Origin of the sequence: Sphingomonas sp. LHG3443-2 (assembly GCF_049896405.1) — a bacterium.
Lineage (GTDB): Bacteria > Pseudomonadota > Alphaproteobacteria > Sphingomonadales > Sphingomonadaceae > Sphingomicrobium.
In genome coordinates this window covers 2,649,341-2,675,762 of record NZ_JAFCUG010000001.1, presented here as the reverse complement: position 1 = coordinate 2,675,762, position 26,422 = coordinate 2,649,341, and the positions used below count along the sequence as shown (strand labels likewise).

26 protein-coding genes are annotated in these 26,422 nt (G+C 65.3%); 18 read left to right on the top strand and 8 right to left on the bottom strand.

Going from position 1 to position 26,422, the window contains the following annotated elements:
• The first annotated feature begins 159 nt into the window (after positions 1-159).
• From ACP69Z_RS13565 to ACP69Z_RS13515, 11 genes are all read left to right on the top strand, one after another.
• The gene (locus ACP69Z_RS13565) at positions 160-714 is read left to right on the top strand and encodes a histidine phosphatase family protein (protein ID WP_426267994.1); all 555 of its coding nucleotides are present in this window, start codon (positions 160-162) and stop codon (positions 712-714) included.
• On the top strand, positions 711-1,466 hold the full coding sequence (locus ACP69Z_RS13560) for a TIGR04290 family methyltransferase (RefSeq protein WP_426267993.1): 756 nt from the start codon (positions 711-713) through the stop codon (positions 1,464-1,466). The genes ACP69Z_RS13565 and ACP69Z_RS13560 overlap by 4 nt, the downstream gene beginning before the upstream one ends.
• A complete protein-coding gene (locus ACP69Z_RS13555) occupies positions 1,463-2,392 on the top strand; it encodes a beta-xylosidase (RefSeq protein WP_426267992.1) in 930 nt (309 codons plus the stop codon). The genes ACP69Z_RS13560 and ACP69Z_RS13555 overlap by 4 nt, the downstream gene beginning before the upstream one ends.
• 13 nt (positions 2,393-2,405) lie before the next feature.
• Positions 2,406-3,527, top strand: a complete 1,122-nt coding sequence (locus ACP69Z_RS13550; RefSeq protein WP_426267991.1) for an inositol-3-phosphate synthase — start codon at positions 2,406-2,408, stop codon at positions 3,525-3,527.
• Positions 3,493-4,050 carry a DUF1003 domain-containing protein gene (locus ACP69Z_RS13545; RefSeq protein ID WP_426267990.1) on the top strand — a complete coding sequence of 186 codons (558 nt, stop codon included), beginning with the start codon at positions 3,493-3,495 and terminating at the stop codon, positions 4,048-4,050. Before ACP69Z_RS13550 ends, ACP69Z_RS13545 begins: the two co-directional genes overlap by 35 nt.
• 70 nt (positions 4,051-4,120) lie before the next feature.
• Positions 4,121-4,879 (top strand): inositol monophosphatase family protein, encoded by a 759-nt coding sequence (locus ACP69Z_RS13540; protein ID WP_426267989.1) that lies wholly within the window; start codon positions 4,121-4,123, stop codon positions 4,877-4,879.
• Positions 4,880-4,920: 41 nt separating this feature from the next.
• Positions 4,921-6,003: an ABC transporter ATP-binding protein gene (locus ACP69Z_RS13535; RefSeq protein WP_426267988.1), complete on the top strand. Its 1,083-nt coding sequence runs from the start codon at positions 4,921-4,923 to the stop codon at positions 6,001-6,003.
• Positions 6,000-6,884, top strand: coding sequence for a carbohydrate ABC transporter permease (locus tag ACP69Z_RS13530; protein ID WP_426267987.1), 885 nt, complete (start codon positions 6,000-6,002; stop codon positions 6,882-6,884). The genes ACP69Z_RS13535 and ACP69Z_RS13530 overlap by 4 nt, the downstream gene beginning before the upstream one ends.
• Complete coding sequence (locus ACP69Z_RS13525; protein ID WP_426267986.1) at positions 6,874-7,716, top strand: carbohydrate ABC transporter permease; 843 nt, start codon at positions 6,874-6,876, stop codon at positions 7,714-7,716. Before ACP69Z_RS13530 ends, ACP69Z_RS13525 begins: the two co-directional genes overlap by 11 nt.
• Positions 7,713-9,020 (top strand): ABC transporter substrate-binding protein, encoded by a 1,308-nt coding sequence (locus ACP69Z_RS13520; protein ID WP_426267985.1) that lies wholly within the window; start codon positions 7,713-7,715, stop codon positions 9,018-9,020. Before ACP69Z_RS13525 ends, ACP69Z_RS13520 begins: the two co-directional genes overlap by 4 nt.
• Positions 9,021-9,160: 140 nt before the next feature.
• Positions 9,161-11,992 (top strand): TonB-dependent receptor, encoded by a 2,832-nt coding sequence (locus tag ACP69Z_RS13515; protein WP_426267984.1) that lies wholly within the window; start codon positions 9,161-9,163, stop codon positions 11,990-11,992.
• A 42-nt stretch (positions 11,993-12,034) separates the two neighbouring features.
• On the opposite strand, the gene ACP69Z_RS13510 is transcribed toward ACP69Z_RS13515, so the two are convergent.
• The gene (locus tag ACP69Z_RS13510; RefSeq protein ID WP_426267983.1) at positions 12,035-13,015 is read right to left on the bottom strand and encodes a glycoside hydrolase family 43 protein; all 981 of its coding nucleotides are present in this window, start codon (positions 13,013-13,015) and stop codon (positions 12,035-12,037) included.
• A gap of 57 nt (positions 13,016-13,072) precedes the next feature.
• Positions 13,073-14,455, bottom strand: coding sequence for a glycoside hydrolase family 43 protein (locus ACP69Z_RS13505; RefSeq protein ID WP_426267982.1), 1,383 nt, complete (start codon positions 14,453-14,455; stop codon positions 13,073-13,075).
• Between the two features lie 78 nt (positions 14,456-14,533).
• Between ACP69Z_RS13505 and ACP69Z_RS13500 the strand changes: the two genes are divergently transcribed.
• On the top strand, positions 14,534-15,571 hold the full coding sequence (locus tag ACP69Z_RS13500) for a glycoside hydrolase family 43 protein (RefSeq protein ID WP_426267981.1): 1,038 nt from the start codon (positions 14,534-14,536) through the stop codon (positions 15,569-15,571).
• Here the strand turns inward: ACP69Z_RS13500 and ACP69Z_RS13495 are convergent.
• Genes ACP69Z_RS13495 through ACP69Z_RS13485 form a run of 3 tightly spaced genes read right to left on the bottom strand, consistent with a single transcriptional unit; the run spans position 15,568 to position 18,040 of the window.
• A complete protein-coding gene (locus tag ACP69Z_RS13495) occupies positions 15,568-16,497 on the bottom strand; it encodes a Gfo/Idh/MocA family protein (protein WP_426267980.1) in 930 nt (309 codons plus the stop codon). The two genes, ACP69Z_RS13500 and ACP69Z_RS13495, sit on opposite strands and share 4 nt — an antisense overlap.
• Positions 16,494-17,123, bottom strand: coding sequence for a 2-dehydro-3-deoxy-6-phosphogalactonate aldolase (locus ACP69Z_RS13490; RefSeq protein ID WP_426267979.1), 630 nt, complete (start codon positions 17,121-17,123; stop codon positions 16,494-16,496). The genes ACP69Z_RS13495 and ACP69Z_RS13490 overlap by 4 nt, the downstream gene beginning before the upstream one ends.
• Complete coding sequence (locus tag ACP69Z_RS13485) at positions 17,120-18,040, bottom strand: 2-dehydro-3-deoxygalactonokinase (RefSeq protein ID WP_426267978.1); 921 nt, start codon at positions 18,038-18,040, stop codon at positions 17,120-17,122. Before ACP69Z_RS13485 ends, ACP69Z_RS13490 begins: the two co-directional genes overlap by 4 nt.
• A 44-nt stretch (positions 18,041-18,084) precedes the next feature.
• Here ACP69Z_RS13485 and ACP69Z_RS13480 point away from each other — a divergent pair, with 44 nt between their 5' ends.
• From ACP69Z_RS13480 to dgoD, 3 genes are read left to right on the top strand one after another with little or no spacing between them, the layout of a single operon-like run.
• The gene (locus tag ACP69Z_RS13480; protein ID WP_426267977.1) at positions 18,085-18,996 is read left to right on the top strand and encodes an SMP-30/gluconolactonase/LRE family protein; all 912 of its coding nucleotides are present in this window, start codon (positions 18,085-18,087) and stop codon (positions 18,994-18,996) included.
• Between the two features lie 60 nt (positions 18,997-19,056).
• Positions 19,057-20,364 (top strand): family 1 glycosylhydrolase, encoded by a 1,308-nt coding sequence (locus tag ACP69Z_RS13475; RefSeq protein WP_426267976.1) that lies wholly within the window; start codon positions 19,057-19,059, stop codon positions 20,362-20,364.
• A complete protein-coding gene (gene dgoD / locus ACP69Z_RS13470; protein WP_426267975.1) occupies positions 20,364-21,518 on the top strand; it encodes a galactonate dehydratase in 1,155 nt (384 codons plus the stop codon). Before ACP69Z_RS13475 ends, dgoD begins: the two co-directional genes overlap by 1 nt.
• A 36-nt stretch (positions 21,519-21,554) precedes the next feature.
• Here the strand turns inward: dgoD and ACP69Z_RS13465 are convergent, their stop codons facing one another.
• Positions 21,555-21,866, bottom strand: a complete 312-nt coding sequence (locus tag ACP69Z_RS13465) for a hypothetical protein (protein ID WP_426267974.1) — start codon at positions 21,864-21,866, stop codon at positions 21,555-21,557.
• 105 nt (positions 21,867-21,971) lie between these two features.
• Between ACP69Z_RS13465 and ACP69Z_RS13460 the strand changes: the two genes are divergently transcribed.
• From ACP69Z_RS13460 to ACP69Z_RS13450, 3 genes are read left to right on the top strand one after another with little or no spacing between them, the layout of a single operon-like run.
• Positions 21,972-22,889: an aldose 1-epimerase gene (locus ACP69Z_RS13460; protein ID WP_426267973.1), complete on the top strand. Its 918-nt coding sequence runs from the start codon at positions 21,972-21,974 to the stop codon at positions 22,887-22,889.
• On the top strand, positions 22,886-23,671 hold the full coding sequence (locus tag ACP69Z_RS13455) for a ZIP family metal transporter (protein ID WP_426267972.1): 786 nt from the start codon (positions 22,886-22,888) through the stop codon (positions 23,669-23,671). The genes ACP69Z_RS13460 and ACP69Z_RS13455 overlap by 4 nt, the downstream gene beginning before the upstream one ends.
• 36 nt (positions 23,672-23,707) lie before the next feature.
• Positions 23,708-24,463, top strand: coding sequence for an energy transducer TonB (locus ACP69Z_RS13450; RefSeq protein WP_426267971.1), 756 nt, complete (start codon positions 23,708-23,710; stop codon positions 24,461-24,463).
• Here ACP69Z_RS13450 and ACP69Z_RS13445 read toward each other — a convergent pair.
• Together ACP69Z_RS13445 and ACP69Z_RS13440 are read right to left on the bottom strand one after the other, a co-directional pair.
• Positions 24,460-25,260: an energy transducer TonB gene (locus ACP69Z_RS13445; protein WP_426267970.1), complete on the bottom strand. Its 801-nt coding sequence runs from the start codon at positions 25,258-25,260 to the stop codon at positions 24,460-24,462. The genes ACP69Z_RS13450 and ACP69Z_RS13445 overlap by 4 nt on opposite strands.
• A gap of 13 nt (positions 25,261-25,273) precedes the next feature.
• Positions 25,274-26,404 (bottom strand): potassium channel family protein, encoded by a 1,131-nt coding sequence (locus tag ACP69Z_RS13440; protein ID WP_426267969.1) that lies wholly within the window; start codon positions 26,402-26,404, stop codon positions 25,274-25,276.
• Positions 26,405-26,422: the final 18 nt, after the last annotated feature.

Below are 26,422 nucleotides of genomic sequence, written 5' to 3'. Positions count from 1 at the left end.
AAGAAGATGATGCAATCGCCGTAACTTATGTTAGCGGCACGTACAGGTAAGCTAACTTATGTTATTATGAACGGCCGTGTCATCATGCCGGTTTCTACTTAGGTGACAAGGAACAAAGCTTCGGCCATTCTGTTAGAAGGCCGAAACGAGAAGAGACTAGTGCCGATCCACCTTCTTCGCCACGGAGCACATCAGGACGTCGGGCAGCGCCTCACCGGGCGGGCGCCGGACGGCGGCTTGACTGAGGAAGGGCGCGCTCAGGCAGCAGCGTCCGCAAACAGCCTCGATGGCTCGCCACCAACGGCCATCTTCGCCAGTCCGCGCCGTCGCACCATGGAGACAGCCAACATCGTCGCGGCACGCTTTGGGCTAACCGTCACTGCAGCGGATGCGCTTGATGAACTCGACTTCGGGGAGTGGACGGGCGCGCGCTTCTCCGATCTCGCGGGCGATCCGCGCTGGACTGCGTGGAACAGTAACCGTGCTGAAGCCCGCTGCCCGGACGGCGAAACCCAGTCCGAAGCGCAGGCCCGCGCGCTTGCCTTTGCGTTCGAAGCCGCTGCGCGCAGCGAGAGCCCGTTGTTCGTCACTCATTGCGACATCATTCGCGCGCTTCATTGCTGGGCGGAGCGGCGTTCGCTGAATGACATTCACGATATCAGCTGCGAGCCGGGCAGCCTGTCGACCCTCGAATTGCTTGAGGTTGCGGCGTGAACGTTGACGACATCGAACGCCGCGTCGCCGAGCTTGGGCCCTGGTTTCACAACCTTGACCTGCGAGGCGTGAGCACGGCGCCCGACCACTTCCTGTGGAATTATCCCGAAAACAAGTTCAAGCGCTTCCGCCACGTCGTGCCGGAGGATCTCTCCGGTAAGTCGGTGCTCGACATCGGGTGCAACGCCGGTTTCTACAGCCTCGAGATGAAGCGGCGCGGGGCGGCGCGCGTGCTCGGCATCGACCATGACGAGCGCTATCTCGAGCAGGCGCGCTATGCAGCTTCGGTGCTGGAGGTGTCCGACATTGAGTTCCGGCGCATGGAAGTGTGGGACGTCGCTTCGCTCGGCGAACGGTTCGACCTCGTGATCTTCATGGGCGTGCTCTACCACCTGCGCCATCCGTTGCTGGCGCTCGACCTCCTGCACGAGCATGTGGTCGGCGACCTGCTCCTGTTTCAGTCGCTTCAGGCGGGCACCAAGGGCATGTTCAAGCCCGAGGCCGACTACGACTTCTTCGACGGCATGGGCGAGTTCGACCGGCCCGAATGGCCCAAGATGCATTTCGTCGAGCAGCGTTATGCCAATGATCCCACCAACTGGTGGGTGCCGAACGAAGCCGCTAGTGCCGGCATGCTTCGCGCAGCCGGGTTCGAGATCGTCGAGCATCCGGAAAGCGAAGTCTTCTTCTGCCGCCGGGCCGCGCGCCCAGCCAGCGGCGCCGTTTACCCCGCGAAAGGACCTGCCGCTTGATCGACGCTGCGATGATCTGGAACGAGCCCAACAACAAATCGCATTGGGATCCCCAGATCGACCCCGATTGGTCGAAGTTCGCCGAGATGAGCAAGCTCGCCGCGCGGGCGATCCGTGACATCAACCCGGCGGTGAAGCGGGTGCTTGGCGGCATCTCGCCGATCGATCCCGCCTTTATCCAGCGCTTGGCCGGACACGGGCTGATCGACGAACTCGATGTGATTGCGCTGCATGGCTTTCCGCTCGACTGGAACCTGTGGAACATCAACGAATGGCCGCAACGCATCGAGGAAATCCAGGCGGTGGTGCCGAACCACGAGCTTTGGGTGACCGAAGTCGGCGTCGGCAGCTTCGGCGCCGAAGAAGTGCAGGAATTCGGCGTCAAGCGCACGGCCGAACTGCTGATCGGCAAGGTGCCGCGGATCTTCTGGTATTCGCTTTACGACCTGCCGCAGGCGTGGGGCGCGACCACTCGCCACAAGGAAGCCGAAGGCTCGTCTTATTACCGCCACTTCTACATGGGGCTCTTGAAGGAAGACGGAACGCCCAAGCTGGGACTCAAGGCATTCGAGCCTTATGCCAGCCAGATGGGGCTGATGCAGTGGTTCCATTATGAGGATCCCCGGCTCGACGAGGCGGTGGCCTGGCTGAAGCGCCTTGGCGTGCGCCACCTTCGCACGGGCCTGAGCTGGGCTGACAGCTTCCGCCCGAATGCCCGCGACTGGTTCGACCGGCAGATGGAAGCGCTCGCCGACTTCGATGTCACCGTCACCTTTTGCTTCACCCCAGAGCACCTTGGGATCGAACCCCACCACACCAGCCCCCCCCGTGAGCCGCAGGGCTTTGCCGATTTCTGCGCCGAGATGATCGACCGCTATGCGCCCGCCTGCGCGTCGGCCGATCCGATCCTGGCCGCGGCCGAATAGAAGAGGACGAGGCATGGAGCCGCAGATCAACATCGCCATTGCAGGGGTCGGCAATTGCGCCAGCAGCCTCGTGCAGGGCATCGCTTATTACCAGAACGGCGGATCCAACGAGCAGATCGGCCTGATGCACTGGGACCTTGGCGGCTACCGCCCCAAAGACCTGCAGGTGGTCGCCGCCTGGGACGTCGACAGCCGCAAAGTCGGCCGCGACGTTGCGGAAGCGATCTTCTCGGCGCCCAACAACACGCAGGTGTTCTGCGACCATGTGAAGCCGACCGGCGCCAAGGTGATGATGGGCAAGCGGCTGGACGGGGTGGCGCCGCATATGGCGGATTATCCGGCGGAGAGAAGCTTCATGCTCGCCGACCATGCCGAACCGAGCCAGGAAGAGGTCATCCGCATCTTGCGCGAAACCAACACGCACGTGCTGATGAACTACCTTCCGGTCGGCAGCCAGGAAGCGACCGAATTCTACGCGGAATGTGCGCTGGAAGCAGGCGTCGCCTTCGTCAACTGCATCCCGGTGTTCATTGCGTCGGACGAGAAGTGGGCCAGCCGCTTTCGCGATCGCGGCGTGCCGATCATCGGCGATGACATCAAGGCCCAGCTGGGTGCGACCATCGTTCACCGCGTGCTGACCGACCTGTTTGCCAAGCGCGGCGTGCGGCTCGACCGGACGTATCAGCTCAACACCGGCGGCAATACCGACTTCCTCAACATGCTCGAACGCTCGCGCTTGAAGCACAAGAAGGAAAGCAAGACCGAAGCCGTGCAGGCGGTGGCCGAGCGGCGGCTCGAAGATGAGAACATCCATGTCGGTCCGTCCGATTATGTCGCCTGGCAGAAGGACAACAAGGTCTGCTTCCTGCGCATGGAAGGACGGATGTTCGGCAACGTGCCGATGAACCTCGAGCTTCGTTTGTCGGTCGAGGACAGTCCCAACAGCGCCGGCGTCGCCATCGACATGATCCGCTGCGCCAAGCTGGCGCTGGACCGCGGCGAAGGCGGTCCGATCGAAGCGCCTGCGGCCTTTTTCTGCAAGCATCCGCCCGTGCAAATGACGGATGACGAAGCTGACCTTGCGACCGAGGCGTTCATCCATGGTGAGCCAGTCCCCGCCCGACGCATCCACTAGACCGGCAACGCCGACGGTCGACCCGCAGGACGGGTTGGCCTCGGCGCTGACCCGCAACATCGCGGCTTTGGCCGAGCGACGGCGCTTGGAAGAGGAGGGCGCGGGCGCCGATCAGCGGATCGCCGGCGCGATCACGCGCTTCGCGGGCTCGATGGCCTTTGTCGGCATTCACGCGGTACTGGTGATTTGCTGGATCGCGGTCAACATCGGCTGGACTCCGCTGCCGCGGTTCGATCCCACGTTCGTGATCCTGGCAACGGTCGCATCGGTCGAAGCGATCTTCATCTCGACCTTCATCCTGATTGCCCAGAACCGCGCGGCCGAGATGGCGGATCGCCGAGCTGATCTCGACCTCCAGATCAGCCTGCTGGCCGAACATGAGGTCACTCAACTCATCCGCCTGACCACCCGCATCGCGGCGCACCTGGGACTGGAGGAAGCTGATAATCCCGAGCTTGCGGAATTGCAGCGGACGGTCGCTCCCGAAGCGGTGCTGGAGCATATCGAGGAAGCACGAGAGTAAGCCTCACCTCGCTTTTGGCAGCGGACGAGCAGCCCATTGTCGCGCATCGGGGAAGGGCTAAGGAGGAGCGATGTCAGACCTTCTCGCCTTTCTTCAGCACCTGTCCGCTACTGCCCGCGAAGTGACCCTCGGGGCACCGGTGCCGGGAGCGGAAAACAAGGCGGGTGCGGGCGGGTTCGATCCGGTGACCGAGCTCGATCGCGGCGCGGAACGGGCGCTTCGGGGCGCAATCGAAGCGGCGTTCCCGGACGACGGTATCGAGGGCGAGGAATATGGGCTTGTCCGGCCGGAGGCACGGCGGCGCTGGCTGCTCGATCCGGTTGATGGAACGCGGGCGCTGATCTGCGGCTTGCCGAGCTGGACCACGCTTGTCGCATTGTTGGAGGACGATCGGCCGCGTGCCGGGTTCATCGATGCACCGGCGCTTGGCGAGTTGATGATCGGCATGCCCGGGCAAACGACGCTGAACGGAGCGGCGGTGCGGGTTTCGGGCTGTACCGCGCTAAGTGACGCGCGGCTGTCGTCGACCGACCCTTACCTATTCGAGGGCACCGAGGCCGAGGCGTTCGCGCGAGTGCGGCGCGCGGCGCGGTTGACGCGCTTCGGGTATGACGCGCTCGCTTATGCGCGGCTTGCAGCGGGCCACCTTGATCTCGTCATCGAGAACAAGCTGCACCGATATGATTGGGCAGCGCTCGTGCCGGTGGTGCGCGGCGCCGGCGGGGTGATCGGCGACTGGAAGGGCGGCGACGATTTTGGATCGGGTTCGATCGTCGCGGCAGCCAGCCAAGAGCTGTACGACGCGGCAGTTCAACTGCTGTCGCAATAATGCCGGTTGCAGCCGGGCGGCGCCCCGCTAAGCTGACCCTTGTGCCTGGTCTTCAGCTTCGCGGCGTTTCGAAATCCTTTGGCGGGACGCAGGTCCTGGAAGCGGTCGATCTCGATATCGCCCCGCGCGAATTCATTGCGTTCCTGGGGCCGTCGGGATCGGGCAAAACGACCTTGCTCAGGATCATTGCGGGTCTGGAAAGCGCCGACAGCGGCGAGGTGATCCTGGAAGATCGCCGGATCGATCAACTGGGTCCAGGCGAGCGCGATGTCGCGATGGTGTTCCAGAGCTACGCACTTTATCCGCACATGAGCGTGCGTGATAATATGGCGTTCGGGCTGCGCAACGCGCGGGTGCCCGCGCCGGAGATCGACAGCCTGATCGCTGATGCGGCGCGAGTGCTGGAGATCGAGGCGCTGCTCGATCGCAAGCCGGCGCAGCTGTCGGGCGGACAGCGGCAGCGGGTGGCGATCGGGCGGGCGATCGTGAAGAAGCCGCAGCTATTTCTTCTCGATGAGCCCTTGTCCAACCTCGACGCGGCGCTTCGCTTGCGCACTCGCGTAGAGCTCGCGCAGCTTCGCAAGCGGGTCGACGCAGGCGTCATCATGGTCACTCACGACCAGGCCGAAGCGATGACGCTGGCCGACCGCATCGTGGTGTTCCACGACCGCCAGATCCAGCAGGTGGCGGCGCCGATGGAGATCTATCTTCGGCCCGCCAACAAGTTCGTGGCGCAGTTCGTCGGCTCGCCGGCGATGACATTGCTGCCTGTGGAGTTGGCGGATGGCGGAGAGTTCGCCGCCGTGATGCTTGGCGACGGTTCACGGATCGAAACGCGGGTCCCGCAGGCGAGCTTGCCGACCGGTGGCGGGTTCGAACTGGGTCTTAGGCCAGAGCATGTCACGGTCTCGGCAGAAGGCGTCGCCGCCGAGGTTGTGCTGGTCGAACGGCTCGGCGAACGCAGCCTTGTCTACGCGAAGCTTGCGGATGGCGGCGCGATCACCGGCGAGGATGTCGGGACCAGCGCGCTCAAGACCGGCGACCGGGTCAAGCTCGCGATCGACGGCCCCTCGGCGCATCTGTTTGCCGCCGACGGAACCGGATTCCACCGGGCCGCCGCGTGAGCGGAACGACAAACCGCCGCGATCCGGGCCTCGCCTTCGTTGGGCCATTTCTCCTTGTCTATTGCCTGGTGCTGATCCTGCCGATGCTGGACGGCATGTGGCTGTCGCTGCACGTCATCGATGTGTGGGGTGACGGGCGCTTCGCCGGCCTTGCCAATTACGGCCGGCTGCTTGCCGATCCGGTGTTCGCGCAAAGCCTGGTGAACACCTTTGTGGTCACGCTGATGATCGTTCCGATCCTCACGGCCATCGCGCTGGCGCTGGCGCTGGCGCTCAACCGGGCAACCCGCGGGGCGGCGATCCTGCGGGGGATATTCTTCTCGTCCGCAGTGCTGTCGGTGACGATCGTCACGCTGATCTGGCGCTTCATTCTGGCGCCCGACGCGGGCTTGCTGGGCGAAGTCGCGCAGGCCATCGGGGCCGAGCCGCTGCCATTCCTGTCCTCGCCAGGCCTCGCGCTATGGGCGCTGGCGATCACCACCATCTGGTGGTCGATCGGGCTCCCGATGTTGCTGTTCCTGGCCGGCCTGCAGCAGGTGCCGGCGGATCTCTACGAGGCGGCGGCGCTGGACCGGGCGAGCCGGTGGCGGACATTCGTGTCGATCACCTTGCCCGCGCTGAAGCGCACCACCATTCTTGTCGTGATGCTGCAAACGGCAGCGCAACTGCAGCTGTTCGGTCAGGCTCATCTGCTCACCGCCGGGGGCCCGAGCGGTGCCTCCCGCACGGTCGTGCTGTTCATCAACGAGGTCGCTTTCGGCCGCTGGGAACTGGGCTATGCGCAAGCGGCCGCCGAAGTCCTGTTCCTGCTCATCCTGCTTGTGACGCTCACCCAATACTGGGTCACCGGCCGCGCTGGAGAGGGTGAGCATGGCCGCTAATTCCATGCCCGCTCATCGCCGTTTGCCGTTCGTCGCAACGGTCAGCATCATCCTTGCCGCAGGCATCATGCTGACCCCGCTGCTTTGGACCCTGGCGCTCAGCTTCAAGGCCAATGCAGCGCTGGTCGGCAACAGTGCCGCCGCGCTATCCCCGCCCTACACGTTCGAGAATTACCAGGCGATCTTCGGCAATCAGCTGACCATGCGCTGGCTGCTGAACAGTTTGATCGTGTCGAGCGGGACCACGCTCGGTGTGCTGATTCTGTGCAGCCTCGCCGGCTATGGCTTTGCGCGTCTCGAGTTTCGTGGGCGGGCGCTATTGTTCGTGTTCGTGCTGATGGGGCTGGCGGTTCCGGGGCAGGCCCTGATCCTGGCGCAGCATCGCTTGTTCGCCATCGTCAATCTGCACAACAGCTATCCCGGCCTGATCCTTCCCGGCCTGACCACGAGCTTCGGCGTGTTCTTCATGACGCAGTTCATGCGTGCCATACCCAAGGAGCTGGACGAAGCCGCGCGCCTGGATGGTGCCAGTCACTGGACCATCTTCACCAAGGTGATCCTGCCACTCACCATCCCAGCCCAATCGACCTTGGCCGTCTTCACCTTTCTCGGCAGCTGGAACGATTATTGGTGGCCGCTGATCTCCGCCACCCGAAGCGACATGTTCACGCTTACGGTTGGGCTCGCGTCGGCGCAGATGAACTATGCGCAGACCAGCGGCTTGGGATACCTGATGGCGCAAGCCGTGTTCGCGTCGCTGCCGATCTTCATGGTCTATCTCATCTTCCAGAAGCAGATCATCGCGGCCATGGCCGGGACCTCGCTCAAATGAAGCGGTGGGCTGTTCTCGCGGCGGCCTTGCTGCTCGGCAGTTGTTCAAGCGGTGAGCGGGGGCAGGGGCTCTACATTCAGCGTTTCTTCGGTGAGTGCACTAGCGAGTATGGTACGGCCACTGACGTCGCCAAGGCGGAGGGCGAGTGCGGGATCGTCACCACGATGATCAACGCATTCCGCGCCGCGCATCCCGAGGCGCGGGTAAGCCAGAACGTGGTGGCGTGGCCGGGCTATTCACCGCTGACCGCACAGCTCGCCGCGCGGCAGCCGCCGGACCTTGTGACCATGCACAGCGGCGTCGTTCCCGATTATGCCGGCAAGGGGCTGCTCGAGCCGGTTGAGCCCTATCTTGCGGCGGCGGGGTTGTCGCCGGCAGTGTTCACACCCGCTTCGCGGCAGGGCGTGACGTGGGGCGGCAAGATGTACGGTTTGCCGTGGGATACGCATGGCGGGCTGTGGCACATCAACATGGCGCTGTTCCGCAAGGCTGGGCTGGTGGGTGCTGATGGCAAGCCGATCCTGCCGCGCAGTCCCGAGGAATTGCTCGCGCAAGGTCGTCAGTTCCGCGCGCGGACGGGCAAGCCGTATCTGATCCAGAGCCTGGTCGGGGATCCCGCGGGTGCAGCGCGGATCCTCTACACCTACATGATGGCGCAAGGCGCGCCGCTGTTCAGCGATCCCAAACACATCCGGCTGAACACGCCCGAGGGCCGCCGCGTCGCCGAGCTGTTCGCGCAAGTGACGCGCGAAGGCATCGGCACCAGCAACATGGATACGCCGGCTGCGATTGCCGCGTTCATGAATGGCGAAGGCGGGGTGTATCCGACCGGCACCTGGATGATCGGGCAGTTCGAAACCGAGGAGAAGACCCGCGGGCGTCCGCTGTTCGGCAGCTATTCGGTGCAACCGTTTCCGCAACTTTACCGCCAGAACCTGATGTACGTGTCGGGCCACGCGTGGGTGGTCCCGAAGCGCGAACGGACGGCGGCGGAAAAGCAGGCCATCGCTGACTTCTTCCGCTTCATGGCAGCGCGCAATGGTGACTGGGCGCGGACCGGCCATCTGCCGGCTGTGCAGGCACAGGTGGACGGCCCGGCGTTCCGGTCGCTACCGCACCGGCAGGATATCGCGGTGGTGGCGACCATTGGTCGCGCATTGCCTGATGGCGTGCTCCGCCAGAACGCGATCGAGGGCTTGGTCGGCGAAGAGATGGCGGCCGCGATCACCGGGCAGAAGCCGGTGGCTCAAGCGCTTTCCGACGCTGACCGGCGAGTCAACGAGTTCCTCGCCGAAGTGCAGTAGTCACCTTATTGTCACAGAGGCTGGGTGTTGCAGACAACGAGTAACCCACATCATTGTCGGTGCGTGGCGTAGCGGTGTAGCAAAGACGTAACAGGGGCGCGTGGGACAGCCCGGCGCCAAACGACTCTGGGGAGAGTAATATGCGCATTCGGTCCTTCGCCCTTGCGACAGCAAGCTTTACCGCCCTTGCCCTCGCGGCACCTGCGGCGGCGCAGCAGGCCGACGCGGCGCAGCCAGGAACGACCGATCCGAGCGCCAGCGCGCCCGCCACCGACCCGGCCGCCGCTCCTGCCGAAGATGGCGAAACGATTGTCGTCACCGGCCTTCGCCGCTCGCTTCAATCCGCACAGAACATCAAGCGCAACAGCGACCAGATCGTCGATGCGATTGTGGCTGAGGACATCGGCAAGCTGCCGGATATCGCCGTGTCCGATACCGCGGCGCGCATTCCGGGCATCCAGGTTGAACGCAGCGGCGGCGAAGCGAGCAACGTGCTCGTGCGCGGGCTCGACGAAGTCTACTACACGACCACCTACAATGGCCGGGAGATCTTCACCGCCGAAACCCGCTCGGTCGCGTTGCAGGATTTCCCCGCCGGCGGGATCAGCGCCATCGAGGCGTTCAAGACATCGACTGCGAACCTCGTGGAGCCGGGCCTTGCCGGCCTGATCAACGTCCGCTCACGCCGGCCGTTCGACTTCACCGGCCGCGAGGTCGCCGGATCGGTGTGGGGTGTTTATCCGCTTCAGTCGCGTGACTTCGAACCCAATGCGCAATTGCTGCTGAGCGACCGCTGGCAGACCGGGATCGGCGAAGTCGGAGCGCTGCTCAATTTCAGCTACACGCGTCTCCACTATCAGGATTCGATCCGCCGCCACGGCTTCTTCATCGCCGATCTCGCCGGCGGCCGGTCGCCCGACTGGCCCGAGATCCGGTACGGCGAAGCGGAGCGCTGGCGCCCGTCGATCAACGGCGCCGTGCAATGGCGTCCCTCCGCCGACCTCGAATTCTACGCCGAAGGGCTGTGGCAGGGTTATCGCGAGGACGTCAGCGACCGCATGTGGGCGCAGCCGCTGTGGGGCGGCGATTACAGCAATGTGGTGATCGAACCGGGCACCAACCGCGTCATCAGCGGCACCGTGACCAATCCGACCGGCTGCTGCGGCGGCAACCAGACCTGGGGTTTCCAGGGCGCCACCAAGCGCCGTACCAACACCTACCAGTTCGCGGTCGGCGGCCGCTACGATGCCGGACCGCTGCTGATCACCGGCGACATCGCGCGCACGGACAGCAAGTTCAATCTGCGTACCGAGAGCATCGACTACGAGATCAACACCAAGAACTATTCGGTCGATTGGTTCACCGGCTTGCCGGGCGGCGACGGCCCGACCTTCCAAGTGCGCGGCCTCGATTTCGCCAACCCGGCCATCTACAACTACCGCGGCTTGTTCGAGGATTACCTCATCGCCAAGGGCGATGATTGGCAGGCGCGGCTCGACTTCACTTACGAACCGTCAGGTCTCGACTTCCTGAAATCGGTGCAGTGGGGTGTCCGCTATGTCGATCGCGACGCGGGATCGACCGCGGGCGATGTCTACTACAACCTGCGCGACCAGGGCATTCCGATCAGCGCGGTGCCGCTCGACTACGTGCTGTACGATCCTGCATTCCGCGGCGACGACAACAAGCCTGCGCCGCTGACCTGGCTAAGCCCCACGTTCGACAGCGTGTGGGACAATCTGCGTGCGCTCCGGCAATTCAACTTCACGCAGCTCCAGCAGCGCAACATCGGGCTTCCCGGTCGCGCATCGCTCGACGGACCGCTGAACGATCCAGGCCGCACCTTCGCGATCAACGAGCGGACGCTTGCCGGCTACGCGCAGCTGAACACGCGCTTCGATCTTGGCGGGGCCGAGGTCGAAGGAACGTTTGGCCTGCGCGCGGTCAAGACCAAGTCGACGATCAACGGCACGGTGTTCAACCCGACCGGTCCGGCGCCGATCGCGTTCAAGAACGACTATACCGACTGGCTGCCCAACGCGAGCATCCGTGCTCGCCTGTCGCCGCAATGGCAGCTTCGCCTCGCCGCGACCCAGACCCGGACGCGTCCGAGCTTCAGCCAGCTCAACCCGTCGCTCAATCTCGGCTCGCCGCCGTCCTGCGGCTCGCTTCCGCCGGGCACGGAATGTGTGCGCTTGGCGAACGGCGGCAACCCGTTCCTGCGGCCGCTCGACAGCAACAATTATGATGCCAGCGTGGAATATTATTTCTCGCGCACCGGCTTCGCATCGGTGGCAGCCTTCTATCGCGACATGAAGGGCTTCATCGCCAATCGTGCCTTCACCTTCCCCGAGCCCGACGCCGCAACCGGGGCGCCTCTGCGGGTGACGGGCCCCGTCAATACCAACCAAGCGACGATCAAGGGGTTCGAGGCGCAAGTCCGCACCTTCCTTGATTTCGGCGGCCTCCCGGCCTGGGCCAAGGGCCTCGGCGTCGAGGCGAACGTGACCTACCTCGACGCCAAGGCCGACTTCCTGCTGTTCCAGACCGCGGGGCGGCTGAATTCGGGCACCACGATCCGCGACCGGATCGCGGACGTCAGCAAGTGGACCTACAACCTCGTCGGCATGTACGAAGCGGGCGGGCTGACCGCGCGCCTCGCCTACAACAAGCGGACTGGTTATCCGGAAGGCCCGCTGGTGGAAGATTGCGAGACGTGCCCGGTCTATACCCGGCAAGGGCGCGGGCGGGGCAGCTCGCGGCTCGACTGGTCGAGCAGCTATGCCTTCAACGACAAGCTGACCTTCTTCTTCGACTGGACCAACATCCTCGCCAACCCGTTCAAGTCGGACATCGTGCGGGTGAATTACAGTGCCCGCGACAATGGGCAGGCGACCGGCGGCGAGGTGTTCCCGCTGGTTGTGCGCTACGAGGAAAGCGTGCTGTCGAGCGGGATCCGCTTCCGCTTCTAGGCTGACAGTGGTGCCCGGCGGGAAGGCCCGCCGGGCACCACTTCATCGGGCGCGCAGGCTCGGCGCGATGGCCGGGGCGTTCTTCTCCCAGCCGAACGGGGCGATGTACAGAAAGCGCTTGTTGTCCGCCTTGCGGCAGCCCGACGTGGCCGCCCAGCCGTGGAAGCTGATAAAGGTCCCGCCGTTGGCCCGGAACACCGACTGGTGGCCGGGACCGGACAGGCAGCCTTCCTTGCCGGGCCGGGCATAGCTGTTGAGGATAGGCGCGGGGCCAGCATCCTTGCAGGGGCCGAGCGGGCCCGAGCAGCGCGCCCAGTTCATCGCATAGGGCGACAGGCGCTGGTTGTCGTTCCAGCCGTAATAGCCGCCCGAATAGAGCATGGCATAACCGTCTGGCACGCGGAGCATGGTCGGCGCTTCGATCACCTTCTGCTCCCACGTATCCTCGTCAGTGAGACCAATGTCCTTGGCGGCGCCGGCGAGCTTGCGCCCGTCGGGCGTGAGTTCGGCGCCCCACAGACGGCTGCGCTTGCCGATGCGGTTTCCGTCGGCTTTCCAGTAGAGATAAAGCTTGCCGTCCTTGTCGCGGAACGGGCTGGCGTCGATCGAACCGCCGAGATCGAACTGGCAGACCATCGGTTCGGCAGAACGGTCGACAAAGGGCCCGCGGGGTGAATCGCTGGTGGCGACGCCGACGCATTGCTTGTCCTGTGCGCGGTGATTGGCAGTGTAGTAGAGAAGGTATTCGGCGCCGACCTTCATCACTTCCGGCGCCCAGGTGAAGCCGGGCTTCACCCACGGTGCGAGTGTCGGCATGCCGTCGACCTTCTTGCCCGACGCGTCCCGCACGTAACTCCAGCTGATGAGGTCGCGGCTGACCGCCATGGGCAGGTTTTCGCCGTCGTTGGTGGCATAAGCGATGAAGCTGCCATTGCCCTCGGCCATGACAAAGGCGTCGGGGAAGTTCTCGCGGAACACCGGCTCCATGATCGGCTGCTGCTGCGCCGATGCGGCAGTGCTCATCAGGATGGACGCCAGTAGAGCAAGTCGACGCAACGCTTTTTCCTTCCGTTCGGGTCCTTACTGGACCAGCTCTACCTTCTCGCCGCTGAACCGCAGGCCAACGGTCAACAAGGCACGGAACACGTTATAACCGCCGGTGCCGGGATGAAAGGCGTGGAAGAACAATCGCGGTTTACCGTCCGCTCCGACCGAGACCGACGCGTGTCCCGGCGCCGACCAGTCGGGATGCGAGCGGAGCAGCGGTTCGGTGGCCTTGCGGTAGGGTCCGGTGAGGCTGTCGGCGACGGCATAGCCGATGCCATAGCTTGGCGAGGTGAAGTCGTTGCCGGCGTAGAACAGGAAGTAACGGCCGTCCTGGCGAGTGAGATAGGGGCCTTCGATGAGGTGGCCTTCCCAATCGAGGTCGTTGGCGAGAAGCAGGGTCGGCTCACCGACAAGGCTGCGGCCGTCAGCCGCGATCGGCTGAGCAAAGATCGGCGTTGCCATGTTCTCGATGACGTGGGCCGCGATGCCGCTTTCCTCCAGCGCCGCCTTGACCCTGCGCCAATTGGCTAGCGCCGCTCGGATTAGCGGCTGCATGAGGAAAAAGCGTTCCATCGGGCGGCGGGTGTTGGCGAACGGCTGCACCGCGGCGCAGAAGGCGGCGGTGCGGCGGTCGCCTTCGTTGTCGAACAGGCGGGGGATCAGGTCGAGGTTTTCGCGCAGCAAGGCGGCAAGCGGGCGCGGCCAGTGGCTGTTGCTGTCTTTTTTCCACAGTAGCCACGGCGTGCCGTCGGCATCGACATGGACATGGCTGTCGATCACGGTGCCGGTGAGGAGCGGCTCGCCATTGTCGGTCCACGGGCCGGCGGAATGCGGGGCGCGGGCAAGGCCGATAGCGAGGGTGCGATCAAGGCCGCGGGCGGTGTAGCTTAGCCAATATTCCTCGCCGACGCGGGCGATTTCGGGTGCCCAGAAGTCGCCGTGCTTGAGCCCGGCGGCAGTCCAAGCGGGCGTGTGGCCTTCCTCGAACACGAAGCCCTTGGGCGCCCAGGATTCGAGGTCGGCGGAATGGAGGATGGGAAAGGCGTCGGGCGCGTCGTTGGAGGTCGCCACCAGCCACCAGCCATCGTCGCAGCGGAGCACGGCGGGATCGCCATAACCCGACAGGATGCGAGGGTGGAGGTTGCCGGTGATCAGCGGACGCCAGGGCGGCGCGGGATAGTCCTCGCACGGTTCGGTGTGATGCGGGCGGCGCGTGCCGAAGTCGGCGTGGAGCGCCTCGTACATCGCCGCGAAGGCTTCGGGTTCGGGGCCGTCAACGGTGTAGCGCCTGACCCCGCTGCCATCGGAGGGTGAGACGTCGAGGTCGAAGCCGTCACCTTGCTCCGTTGTTTCAACGGCGAAGGTCAGGAGCATATTCTGCTTATCTTCCACGTCGTCCACTTCCTGCGATTGCATGCAGTCAGGTAACGGCTTCGACCCTGACCAGTGATGACCTACTAGGCAAGGGGCTCTCCTTGGTTAGGCTGCAACGTCATGAAAGCGATCCTGCCCGGCCTCGCCCTGCTGCTATTGTCCGCCTGCGCGACGGTTCCGGCAACCACCTACGTCAATCCTGTGATCGACGCCGACTTCCCCGATCCGGCGATTGTGCGCGCCGGAGACGGTCACTTCTACGTGTATGCGACGCAGGGCGGCGATCCGATGCGCAACATTCAGGCGGCCCGGTCGCAGGATCTGGTGCGATGGGAACAGCTGGCGGACGTGCTGCCGGTCAAGCCCAAGTGGGCGAGCCGGACGCAGGACTTCTGGGCGCCCGATGTCATCCGGCGCGGTGACAGGTGGCTGCTCTATTATTCGGCCAAGCCCGATGCGGCGTTGAGCGACGAAAAGCGCGGGCTGTGCCTTGCGGTCGGCACCTCGAGCCGGCCGGAGGGACCGTTCACCGACAAGGGTGAGCCGCTTCAATGCGGAGAGGGGTTCGTCAACATCGATCCGTTCGCGTTCGACGATCCGGCCACGGGGAAGAAGCTGCTGTATTGGGGCTCAGGCTTCGGGCCGATCAAGGTGCAGGAGCTGAGCCCTGATGGGCTGAACTTTTCGCCGGGGAGCAGGCCGGTCGACCTGCTGCCGGTCGTCAGAACCGAAGACGCGCGTGAGTATCGCCGGCTGGTGGAAGGCGCTTGGGTGACGCTTCGTGGCGGCTGGTACTACCTGTTCTTCTCGGGCGACAATTGCTGTGGGCCCAAGGCGCATTATGCGACCATGGTGGCGCGTAGCCGCTCCGCGACGGGGCCGTTCGAGGTGCGCGAGCGGCCGCTGTATCTCGTGCTCGAAGCCAACGAGCGGTGGGTCGCGCCGGGGCACAACAGCGTGGTGCGCGACGATGCGGGAGCCGACTGGATCCTGTATCACGGCGTCGATGTGCGGCGGCCAAGAACCAAGCCCACGGATGATGTGAATACGCGGCGCGTGATGCTGCTGGATCGGCTCGAGTGGGTCGACGGCTGGCCCCGGATCAAGGGGCTAAGCCCGACCAGCACGCCGCAGGCAGGGCCGTTGGTGCGGCGTTAGACGGTGATGGCTCCGACTTGCTCCCGCTTGCTGACCAGCAGGGAGTCGGCAACGAGACGTAGGGGTTCGACGTCCACCAGGCTTTCGCGGCGATCGATCAGGTCGGCGAAGGTGGCGTAAAGGTCAGGATATTCCCCGACGCTGCTCGCCGCCACCTCGTCGCCGTTGAGCTGGAGCCGGGCGCCGCCGTCGAGGAGCTTAAGCTGCGCGCCGTCGGCGGTCTCGATCAGAATCGTCCATTCCTCGCCGTCGGTCTTGCGCCAGTCGAGGCTGGCGCTGAGCTGGCCGTCGCTTGCGGGGGAGGTGAAGGCGAGTTCGGCGGCGATGGGTGTGTGTGCGTTCGCCGGAAAGAACAAAGTCCCTTCGCGCACGAACAAGGGCGCAGGGAGGATGGCGGTGGCGACCGAGAAGGCGTTGATGCCGGGGTCGAACACACCAAAGCCGCCGGCGTCGAACACCCATTGCTGGCCGGGATGCCATTTGTGAACGTCCTCGTGCCAGGTGATGCGCATGGAGCGGAGGCGCTGGCCGGCGAGCAGCTTCTTCGCCGCCGCGACGCCGCCGTTATGCTGCGCGTGCCAGGTGGTGAAGAGGGTGGTGCCCTTGGCCGCGGCGAGGCGGCGCAGTTCCTCGACTTCGCCCAGCGTTGCGCAGGGCGGCTTTTCGAGCAGCAGGTGAAGTCCGTGCTCGATGCACAGTCGCGCGATGTCGAAGCGGGGACCGGGCGGTGTGGTGATCGCCGCCGCTTCGAGGTCGGACACGGCGGCGAGGAGGTCCTCGGCCGAGGTGAAGTTGGGTGCCGGACCCTTGCCCTGCCGGCTGACGCTGCCCGCAAGTGCGAAGCGCGGATTGTTGTGGATGGCCGGGACGTGCTGATCTTCGGCAATCTTGCCGAAGCCGATGATGGCGGTGCGGATCGGCTTCATGCGCGGGCGGCCTCGACATAAGCCTTAGAGCGGGCGTGCACTTCGTCAGGGCTGCGGCCCGGCGTGTAGACGCCCGAGCCGAGGCCGAAGCCGTTGGCCCCAGCGTCCCGCCACTTGCCCATGTCCTCCGGCTGGACCCCGCCGACGACGAGGACCGGGACCTGCTTCGGCAGCACCGCGCGCTGCGCCTTGAGAATGGCGGGAGTGGCGCCTTCCGCCGGGAACAGCTTCAGCGCCTGGGCGCCCGCGTCGAGCGCGGTAAAGGCTTCGGACGGCGTGAAGTAGCCCGGCGCGGCAACCATGTCGGCCTGGACGGCGGCGGCGATCACCTGGGCGTTGGTGTTGGGCGCGACGATGAGGCGGCCGCCGGCATCCTTGACCCGCGCGACGCTCAAGGTGTCGAGCACGGTTCCGGCGCCGACAAGGGCGCGGTCGCCCACTGCCTGCGCCAGCCGGTCGATGCTTTCGAACGGGTGGGGGCTGTTGAGCGGCACTTCGATGATGTGAATTCCGGCAGACAGGATCGCTTCGCCGATGGCGACCACTTCGTCCGGCGTTACGCCGCGGATGATGGCGACCAGCGGGCACTCGCCAAGGTAGCGGGTGAAGTCGGCTTCGGCGGTCATGATAAGCGCTCCACGATGGCGTTGGTGCCGGCAAGAAAGGCTTCTTCGCCATCGACCTGGCGATTGGGTCGGCCGGCCTGGGTCAAGGCCGCCGCAAAGAGCTGCGTCAGGGCCCCGCGCCCCATCACGATCACCTCGCCCTGGGGCATGCCGCTGAGGCCAGTGCGGACGTCCGCGCCGATGAGGAGCCCGCTGACGAAGCTCGGCACATCCTCCTCGGCAAGGCTGCCGAGCAGGACACGGGCGCGGACGGTGAACAGGTCGGCGGTCACCGCGCGGCCTTCGAGCCCGCGGGCGACCCCTTCAGCGAAGATCGTGCCGGGGTGCGCGGGCTTGTCGAGCCAGGCCTTGAGCAGGCTTTGTGCTTTCAGGATGGAGAACATCTCGCCCGTCATCACCGTGCGGAACCAGACCAGCCGTCCGCCTTGCATCAGTGCCCATTTGTTATGGGTGCCCGGGTGACAAATGAGGCCGTCGGGCGGGCACAGGCCGGCATCGACCGCGCCGAAGAATTGCGTCTCCTCGCCGCGCATGACGTCCCCGCGCAGGCCGTCGACGAAGGACGCGCCGGGAACGATGAAGGCGCGTTCGCCAGGCACTTCGATCAGCGAGGCGGCGAGGGTGGCGAGATCGAGCGGGCAGGGGAGGTAGGGCGCATCGACCCACCCGCCGCGCGCGCCGACCATGCCGGCGAGCAGCAGCGGCAGGTCGCCGAGCCGCTCCCGGATCGATTGCACCGCTGCCGGGAAGCCGCCGGGCGGCACGCTGGTGAAGCCGAGGTCGTCGGCAAACTCCTGCGCGACCGCGCCGCCGCGCACCGCCCAGGCCCGCCGGTTGGTGGTGCCCCAGTCGACTGCGATATATCCGTCCGTCCACATGTCCGCGCTCATGCCAAGAAAAGCGATAAAGAGCGACATGGGTCCTACCCAAGTGCGTTCACCGCGTTATTTTGGGCGCCGCGATGGACATCACCTGCATAGCCGACGTGAAAGCCTTGCTGGGCGAAGGGCCGCATTGGGATGCGGAGCGCCAGCAGCTCACCTTTGTCGACATCAAGGGGCGCAGGGCGTTCCGCTGGCGCGGCAAGGACGAGGCACAGACCTTGTCCGGCGGGATCAGCTGGAGCCCGAGCCATTCCGAGCTGACGGAGGTCAGCACGCCATACCGGATCGGCAGCCTGATCCCGCGGGCCAGCGGCGGCTATATCGCCGGGACCGAGCATGGGATCGCGCATGTCGATTTCGACCTCGAGCGGTTCGAACTGCTGTTCGACCCCGAAGAGGACCGCGAAAGCAATCGTTTCAACGATGCCAAGGTTGATCGCAGCGGACGCTTGTTCGCGGGAACGATGGACGATGAGGAGCGGGAAGCGACCGGCGCCTTTTACCGGATCGACAAGAAGCTCGCCTGCACCCGCGTCGATGACGGCTTCCGGGTCACCAACGGCCCGGCGTTCAGTCCTGACGGCAAGACCATGTACGCCAACGACAGCGGGCGGCGGATCACGTACCGCTACGATCTGGCGCCTGACGGGACGCCGCTGAACAAGCTGGAGCTGGCCCGGTACGAAGACGGCGAAGGCTATCCAGACGGGATGACGGTGGACGCCGAAGGGTGCTTGTGGATCGCCTTCTGGGATGGCTGGTGCCTGCGCCGGCTGAGCCCACGCGGCGAGCGGCTGGCCGAGCTCCGCGTCCCGGTGCAGCGACCAACGTCCTGCGCGTTCGGCGGGCCCTCGCTCGACCGTCTTTTCATCACAAGCGCTCGCATTGGGCTCGACGAGAATGACCTTGTCTCGCAACCTTTGGCCGGCGGGCTGTTTATGACGGTAGCCGGCGTGACGGGCATCGCGGAGCAGCCATTCGCCGGCTGAGCCCTTTACAACCGCTTCATCGACCTGCCGTTTTGCCAGGAGGCAACAATCGCCAATTTCATGTTCGCCACGGGGATCGAGAACAGCATCCCCACCATCAACGGGGGCAAGACCCGCGTCGATCAGATGGAGGCGTCAGACCATTACCGCCGCTGGCGCGAGGATTTCGACTGCGTCCAGAATATCGGGATCGAATATCTCCGCTTCGGCCCGCCGCTGCACAAGACCTTCCTCGGCCCGGGCAAATATGACTGGGAGTTCGCGGACCTCACGCTGAACGACCTGAAGCGGCGCGAGATCACCCCGATCGTCGACCTTTGCCACTTTGGCGTGCCGGACTGGATCGGCAATTTCCAGAACCCGGATTTCGCGCAACAATTCGCCAATTACGCCGCCGATTTCGCCGAGCGTTATCCGTGGATCCAGCTCTACACGCCGGTGAATGAGATGTTCATCTGCGCCGCCTTCAGCGCCAAATACGGCTGGTGGAACGAGCAAGGGCGAACCGACCTCACCTTCGTCACCGCGATCAAGCACATCGTGAAGGCGAATGTGCTGGCGATGGTGGAGATCTTGAAGCGGCGGCCGGACGCCATCTTCATTCAATCGGAATCATCCGAATATTTCCACGCCGACAGCCCTGCTGCGATCGGCCCGGCCGAGGTGCTGAACAGCCGCCGTTTCCTGACGCTCGACCTCAACTACGGGCGGCGGGTCGACAGCGAGATGTACGAATATCTGATGGATAACGGCATGACCCGGGAGGAATATCACTTCTTCCTCGGCAACCGCGTCAAGCAGCACTGCATTCTCGGCAACGACTACTACAAGACCAACGAGCACCGCGTGCACGCCGACGGCCGCACCGAGGCGGCAGGCGAAACGTTCGGTTATTGCGAGATCACGCGGCAATATCACAATCGCTACCGCCTGCCGATCATGCATACCGAGACCAACATGCGTGAAGGGCCGACCGGCCAGGAAGCGGTGCAGTGGCTGTGGAAGGAATGGGCCAACGTGCTGCGGCTGCGCAACGTGGGTATCCCGACTGTCGGCTTCACCTGGTACAGCCTGACCGATCAGGTCGACTGGGACACTGCACTGCGCGAAAAGAACGGCAACGTGAACCCGCTCGGGCTCTATGATCTCAATCGCAACATCCGCAATGTGGGCAAGGCCTATAAGCAGCTGATCAAGGATTGGCGCGACGTGCTGCCGGCCTCGTCGGTGTGCCTTGCGGTGCCGATCAAACCCATCGGGCAGGATACCTGGCCGCCGCCCGTGTCGCCCAACGCCGTGGTCCCTAATGCGGCCGAGGCCAAGGGCTTCGGGATCACCGACATCCATCCCGGAACGGAGGCCGCGTAATGGCGCTCGGCGAGCTCAAGATCGGGCGGATCGAAACCTTTCTCGTGCCGCCGCGCTGGCTGTTCGTGCGGGTCGAGACCGTGGATGGCGCGCATGGCTGGGGCGAAGCGAGCCTCGAGGGCCATGCCGAAGCGGTGAACGGCGCCTTTGAAGCCATCCGCGATCGCTTCATCGGGCATGACGCCGCGCGCATCGAGGATATCTGGCAGATCGCCTACCGCGGCGGATTCTACCGCGGCGGCGCGGTGCTGATGAGCGCATTGTCGGGGCTCGATCAGGCGCTGTGGGACTTGAAGGGCAAGGCGCTCGGCGTGCCTGCGTGGGAGCTGATGGGCGGCCGGGTGCGCGACCGCGTCCGCGCTTATGCCTGGATTGGCGGCGACAAGCCGCATGAGATCGACGACGCGGCGGCCGCCCGCAAGGCGCAGGGCTTCAGCGCGGTCAAGATGAATGCCACCGCCGATCTCGACTGGATCGGCACGCCCAAGCTGTTCGACGAGGTGATCCGCCGGGTCGAGGCGGCACAGGCGCAGGGCATGGACGTCGGGCTCGACTTCCACGGGCGGGTGCATCGGCCGATGGCAAAGCAGCTGGCGAAGGTGCTGGAGCCCTTGGGGCTGCTGTTCATCGAAGAACCGTTGCTGAGCGAGAACCCGGAAGGGCTGGCTGACATCGCCGGACTGGTCTCGACACCCATCGCGCTTGGCGAACGGCTTTATTCACGCTGGGACTTCAAGCCGTTTTTCGAGCGTGGCGCGGTGGACATCATCCAGCCCGATCTCAGCCATGCTGGAGGCATCAGCGAATGCCGCCGGATCGCGGCCATGGCCGAGGCCTATGACGTCGCGGTGGCGCCGCATTGTCCCTTGGGGCCGCTGGCGCTGGCCGCTTGTCTTCAGCTCGCCGCCAATGCGCCCAATGTCGCGATCCAGGAAATGAGCCTCGGCATCCATTACAACGTCGGGCACGACCTGCTGGAGTTCATCACCGATCCCGAGGTGCTGAGCCCGGTTGACGGCTATCTGCCGATCCCGACCAAGCCGGGTCTGGGTGTCACCATCGACGAAGACAAGGTGCGCGCCGTGGCCAAGGATGGCCACCGGTGGCGCAATCCGATCTGGCGCCACCGCGACGGCAGCTTCGCGGAGTGGTGATTGCGTGTCCCGGCAAGAGCCGGGACAATCGTCCGGTCAGGCGGCCTTGCGGCGCGCCTTGGGAGCTTGTTCGAAGGGCACGTCGTCGAGCTGCGCGGCGAGGGCCGCGATCTCGGCGTCCGCCGCGACCAGCGCGTGATACTTGGCGTCGGCTTCCTGCTCGGCCGCGGTCAATTCGCGCCAGTAGGTGATCGACAGGCGCCGCCCGAAGACGTCGTCGCCGCGCATCTTCAGCTCGGGCTCCGCCGTTTCCGGCAGGCTTTCGCGAATGGCGGTGAGCGTGGTAATCAGGCGATCGAGCGAGGTATAGTCGCTGACTTCGATATAGTCTTTGACGCGTGTACGCATGGGTCGCATCCCTCCCCGGAACGGGGCCTATTTCTGCCTGCGCCTTCAGCAGTGCAAGCGAGAAAGCCGCTTTTATCCCCAGATCAGTTGCGATGCCGTGAACAAATGGCCAAGAAGCCGTTCATGTTGCACGCCGAACACATGTCGCTGACGCTCCGTGCCGGCGCGCTGGAATTGTTGCTTAGACCATCGCTGGGTGGAGCGATCGAAGGGCTGCACTGGATAGATGGGGAGCGCCGTGTGCCGCTGCTGCGCGAAAGCCGCGAAGGCGCGGACAGCGTGCTCGACATGGCGAGCTTTCCTTTAGTCCCGTACGTCAATCGCATCCGCGACGGACGATTTACGTTTCGCGGACAAGAAGCAGTGCTGGAGCCCAACATGGCCGGCGACATCTCGCCGCTGCACGGGCAGGGCTGGCTGGGCGCTTGGCGCATTGAAAGTAGCGACGAGCAGTGGGCGGTGCTGCGGTTCGAGCATGCGGCGGGCGAGTGGCCGTGGGCTTATGAAGCGCGGCAAGTCTTTGCGCTCGACGATGGCGGCCTCAAGCTATCGCTGGAATGCCGGAACCTCAGTGACAGCCCGATGCCGTGCGGGCTCGGGCAGCATCCTTATTTTCCATGTGGCCCCGAAACCCGCCTCGACACTGATGTCCGCACCGTCTTCGAGATCGACGAGCATGTGCTGCCGACGGCCGAGGTGCCGGCGACCGGGCGCTACGATCTTCGCGACCGACTGGTGTGCGGGCAGGGGCTGGACCACGGCTTTAGCGGATGGGGCGGTGAAGCGACCTTGAGCGATCCCGCGTGGCCGGCGCCGCTGCGGCTGTCGAGTAGCCAAGCGCGCTTCTTCCAGCTTTATTCGCCGGAGAGCGGCGGCATCTTCGTGGCCGAACCGGTGACCCACGCCAACGCCGCGCTGAACGAGCCCGAGGCGCGCTGGTCGGAGCTCGGGATGCAGGTGCTGGAACCGGGCGAGACGATGCGGCTCGACATGCGGCTTGAGCTTGCCGGATTGACCGCGTGAGCCTGAGCCTGATTGCCGCCGGAACACTCGGTAGCTTCCTTGCTGGTCAGGCCACCACCCTCGGCGCACTGCCAGTGTTCTTCATGCGCTCGATCAGCAAGCGGACGGAGAACGCCTTTCTTGGCTTCGCCGCGGGGATCATGCTGGCGGCGAGCTTCTTCTCGCTGATCATTCCCGGCCTCCATGCGGCGGGCGATCTGCATGGTGGCAGCAAGACGATCGCGGCCCTCATCGTCGGCTCGGCAATCTTGCTGGGCGCCGGAACATTGCATTTCCTCAACCGCATCGCGCCGCACGAGCATTTCATTTCGGGGCCCATGAGCGGTGCCGAGAAGAGCAAGCTGGCGCGTATCTGGCTGTTCGTGATCGCCATCTCGTTGCACAATTTTCCCGAAGGACTGGCGGTCGGCGTCAGCTTCGGCAGTCCGGACCCCGCCGCCGGCTATGCGACCGCATTCGGCATCGGGCTGCAAAACGTGCCGGAAGGGCTGGCCGTGGCGCTGAGCCTGGCGGCGGTCGGCTATGGGCGGCTGTTCTCGTTCGTGGTGGCGGTCCTGACCGGATTGATCGAGCCGGTCGGTGGGTTCCTCGGCATCTCGGCAATCTCGCTGTCCAGTGAGCTGTTGCCGTGGGGGCTGGGCTTTGCCGGCGGCGCCATGATCTGGGTGGTGTCGAGCGAGATCATTCCCGAAACCCACCGCGACCATCAGGAAGGCACCGCGACCTTTGCGCTGATGGTGGGACTTGCGGTGATGATGAGCCTCGACTGGATCTTCGGTTAACGGAGCAGTCGGACCTACTGAGCTATTCGGTCCCCGATGCAGCGTTCCACCCTTAGCCGCCGTGACCGCGCCGGTGCCATCGTGCTGGTGGTGCTGGTTCACGCCGGGGTTTTTGCCGGGCTGCTGACGCTGGGGCCGTCGACCGCGGTGCGCGAAGTGCTGCAGGACCCGCTTGAGATCTTCGACGTGACGCTGCCAAAGCCGCCGCCACCGCCTCCGCCGCCGCCGGTGATGGTCGAAAGCCGGGCCGCGCCGAAGGAGGAGGGCGCCGCTGCGCCGCCCGCCCGTAAGGCGGAGGCGACGCCGGTGAAGCGGGTCGAGCCTGTCGTAAAGCTTCGGCCGCAACCGCCCATGGTTTCTGCGCAGACGCCCGGCGCAGGGAGCGCGCCGAACACGGGAGCGGCGCCAGTCGATGGACCGGGGAGCGGGGCTGGAGGTCAAGGAAGCGGCACCGGATCGGGCGGCAGCGGCTCGGGTCCGGGCGGCGGCGGCGACGGCGGCGAGGGACAAGGGCCCTCGGTCATCCCGAGCACCACGCTTAACGGGCGTAGCTATCCACGCCAGGTTCTTCGTGTCTGGCCGCGCGGCGGGCGGGTGTATGTAGCAGTCCGGGTCCAGCTTGACGGACGAGCCACTGATTGCATGGTCAATCGTTCCAGCGGCAATCCGATCGTCGATCAATGGACCTGCCGGCTGGTCGAGGAACGCGTGCGGTTCCGGCCGGCGGTGGACGGTGAAGGACGACCTTATGTGCGCTGGTATGGCTACATGCAGGCGCCGGTGAACTTCTAGTCGCGCACTTCCACCGGATCGACCCAGCGGTCTTCACCGGGGCGATGGTTCCAGGTGAACTCACCATAAGTCCAGCCCTCCACCGGCCGCCCGGCCCGGTCGCGTGCCGGATCGTAGCGAAGGCGGCGGCGGGCTGAGGCGCAGGTCGCCTGGTCGAGGACGGCGATACCGCTCGACCGCTGGATGCGGCAATCCATGACGGTGCCGCTGCGGCCGATCAGCAGGCGGAAGCGGACAAACCGGGTGCGGCCAAGGTCAAGGCCGCGGGGAACGTCGGCCTGGAGGATGTCGCCATAGGCATATTCGGGCTCTCGAGCGACGCCGCCTGCACCGCCGCCGCCGGTGCCATTGCCGAAGCGCCCGGCGCCAAGCCCTTCACCCTCGCCGCCGCGCCCGGTGCCGGGGCCGTCAACGGGCGCTGCGCCGGGGTTGGGCGCGGTGCCGGTGCCCGCGATCGGCGCGGCGGGAAGCGGCGGCGGAACCGGAAGCTGCACCACCGGGGGCGGAGCGACCACCGGAGTTGGCGTGTTCTTGAGCGCCGGCGGAGCGGCTGCGCCCTCCGGGTCAGCGGCGCGCTCGGTGGGCTTGGGCGCCGGTTCGGGAAGCATCGGGGTAGCCGGCGGCTCGGCCGGGGGATCGTCGGGGATGTCGAGCAGGACCAACGGTTCCGCAAGCTCGGCCGGGGTCGGCGTGACGCCAAGGCCGGTAAGCAGCGCATAGCCAAGACCGACGTGGATCAAGGCGGCAAGGACGATCGAACGGGCCCGGTCGGCCGGTGTGGCGAGCTCGCGGCGCATGACGGCAAGCCTCCTAGGCCGGTAAGGCTGAACCCTGACTTGCTTGCCCGCGATGCCCGGGCGCCCCTTCGCCGAACAATTCGATGATCCGGTCGCCGGCGCGCAGCGTGCACGCGCCGGGGTCCTCGAAGCTGACCGCTTCATCCCCGCGCAGGATACGCAGGCCAAGGCCGGTGGTGATCGCGGCGAGCGGCTGGCCGATCTCTTCGGATGTGACCCGCCGCTCGCGCAATTGCACCCGCCCGTGGGCGGAAGCGAGATCGGCGAGATAGTCGGACACACCCGACCCCTGCGCCGAGCCTGCCATCAGCAGCCCGGCGAAGCTGACCGGATTGATCACGGTCGTCGCCCCTGCGGCACGGGCCGGAAGCTCGTTATCGCTGGCCCGAACCGACACGGTGATCGCGAGGTCGGGCGCCAGGTGCCGGGCGGTGAGGCAGACGAGGATGGAGGTATCGTCGCGGCCGGCGGTGACGAGGAGGGCGCGGGCGCGTTCGACATGCACGGCCTGAAGCGTCGCGTCGCGGGTGGCATCGCCTTGCAGGACCATGCAGCCGTAGGCATGCGCCTGGGCGAGCGCTTCTTCGTCGCAGTCGATCACCACCAGGCTGGACGGCTCGGACCCGCGGGCGACAAGCTCGGCCACCGCTTCCGACCCGCTGCTGCCGAAGCCGGCGACGATGATGTGATCGCTGAGGCCCTTCTGGAGTTGGCGCATCAGATATCTGTCCCACAAGCGTTTGATGAAGAAGGAATAAGCGGTTCCGGCGAGGATCAGCAGGAAGAAGATGCGGATCGGCGTCACGATCAGCGCATCGAACAGCCGCGCCCGCTCGGTGATCGGAACGATGTCGCCGTAGCCGGTCGTGGTCGCGCTGATCATGGTGAAATAAAGAATGTCGGCGAAGCTGATCGAGTTGTCGTAATTGTCCTTGAGACTGTCGCGTTCGATCCAGTGAAAGCCGATGATGAGCGCCAGCAACGCCGCCATGATGGCGATGCGAAAGCCGAGCTGCGCCAGAACCGAATAACGCGAGCGGCGGCGGAGCTGGAGATGGCTTGCCGCCCACGGCACCTGGCGATTGGTCAGCACCCGCGGCGAGGGCGTGAGCAGACGGCCGGGGACAGGCTTCGGACGAGTCATTCAAGAGCGCAACGAGGG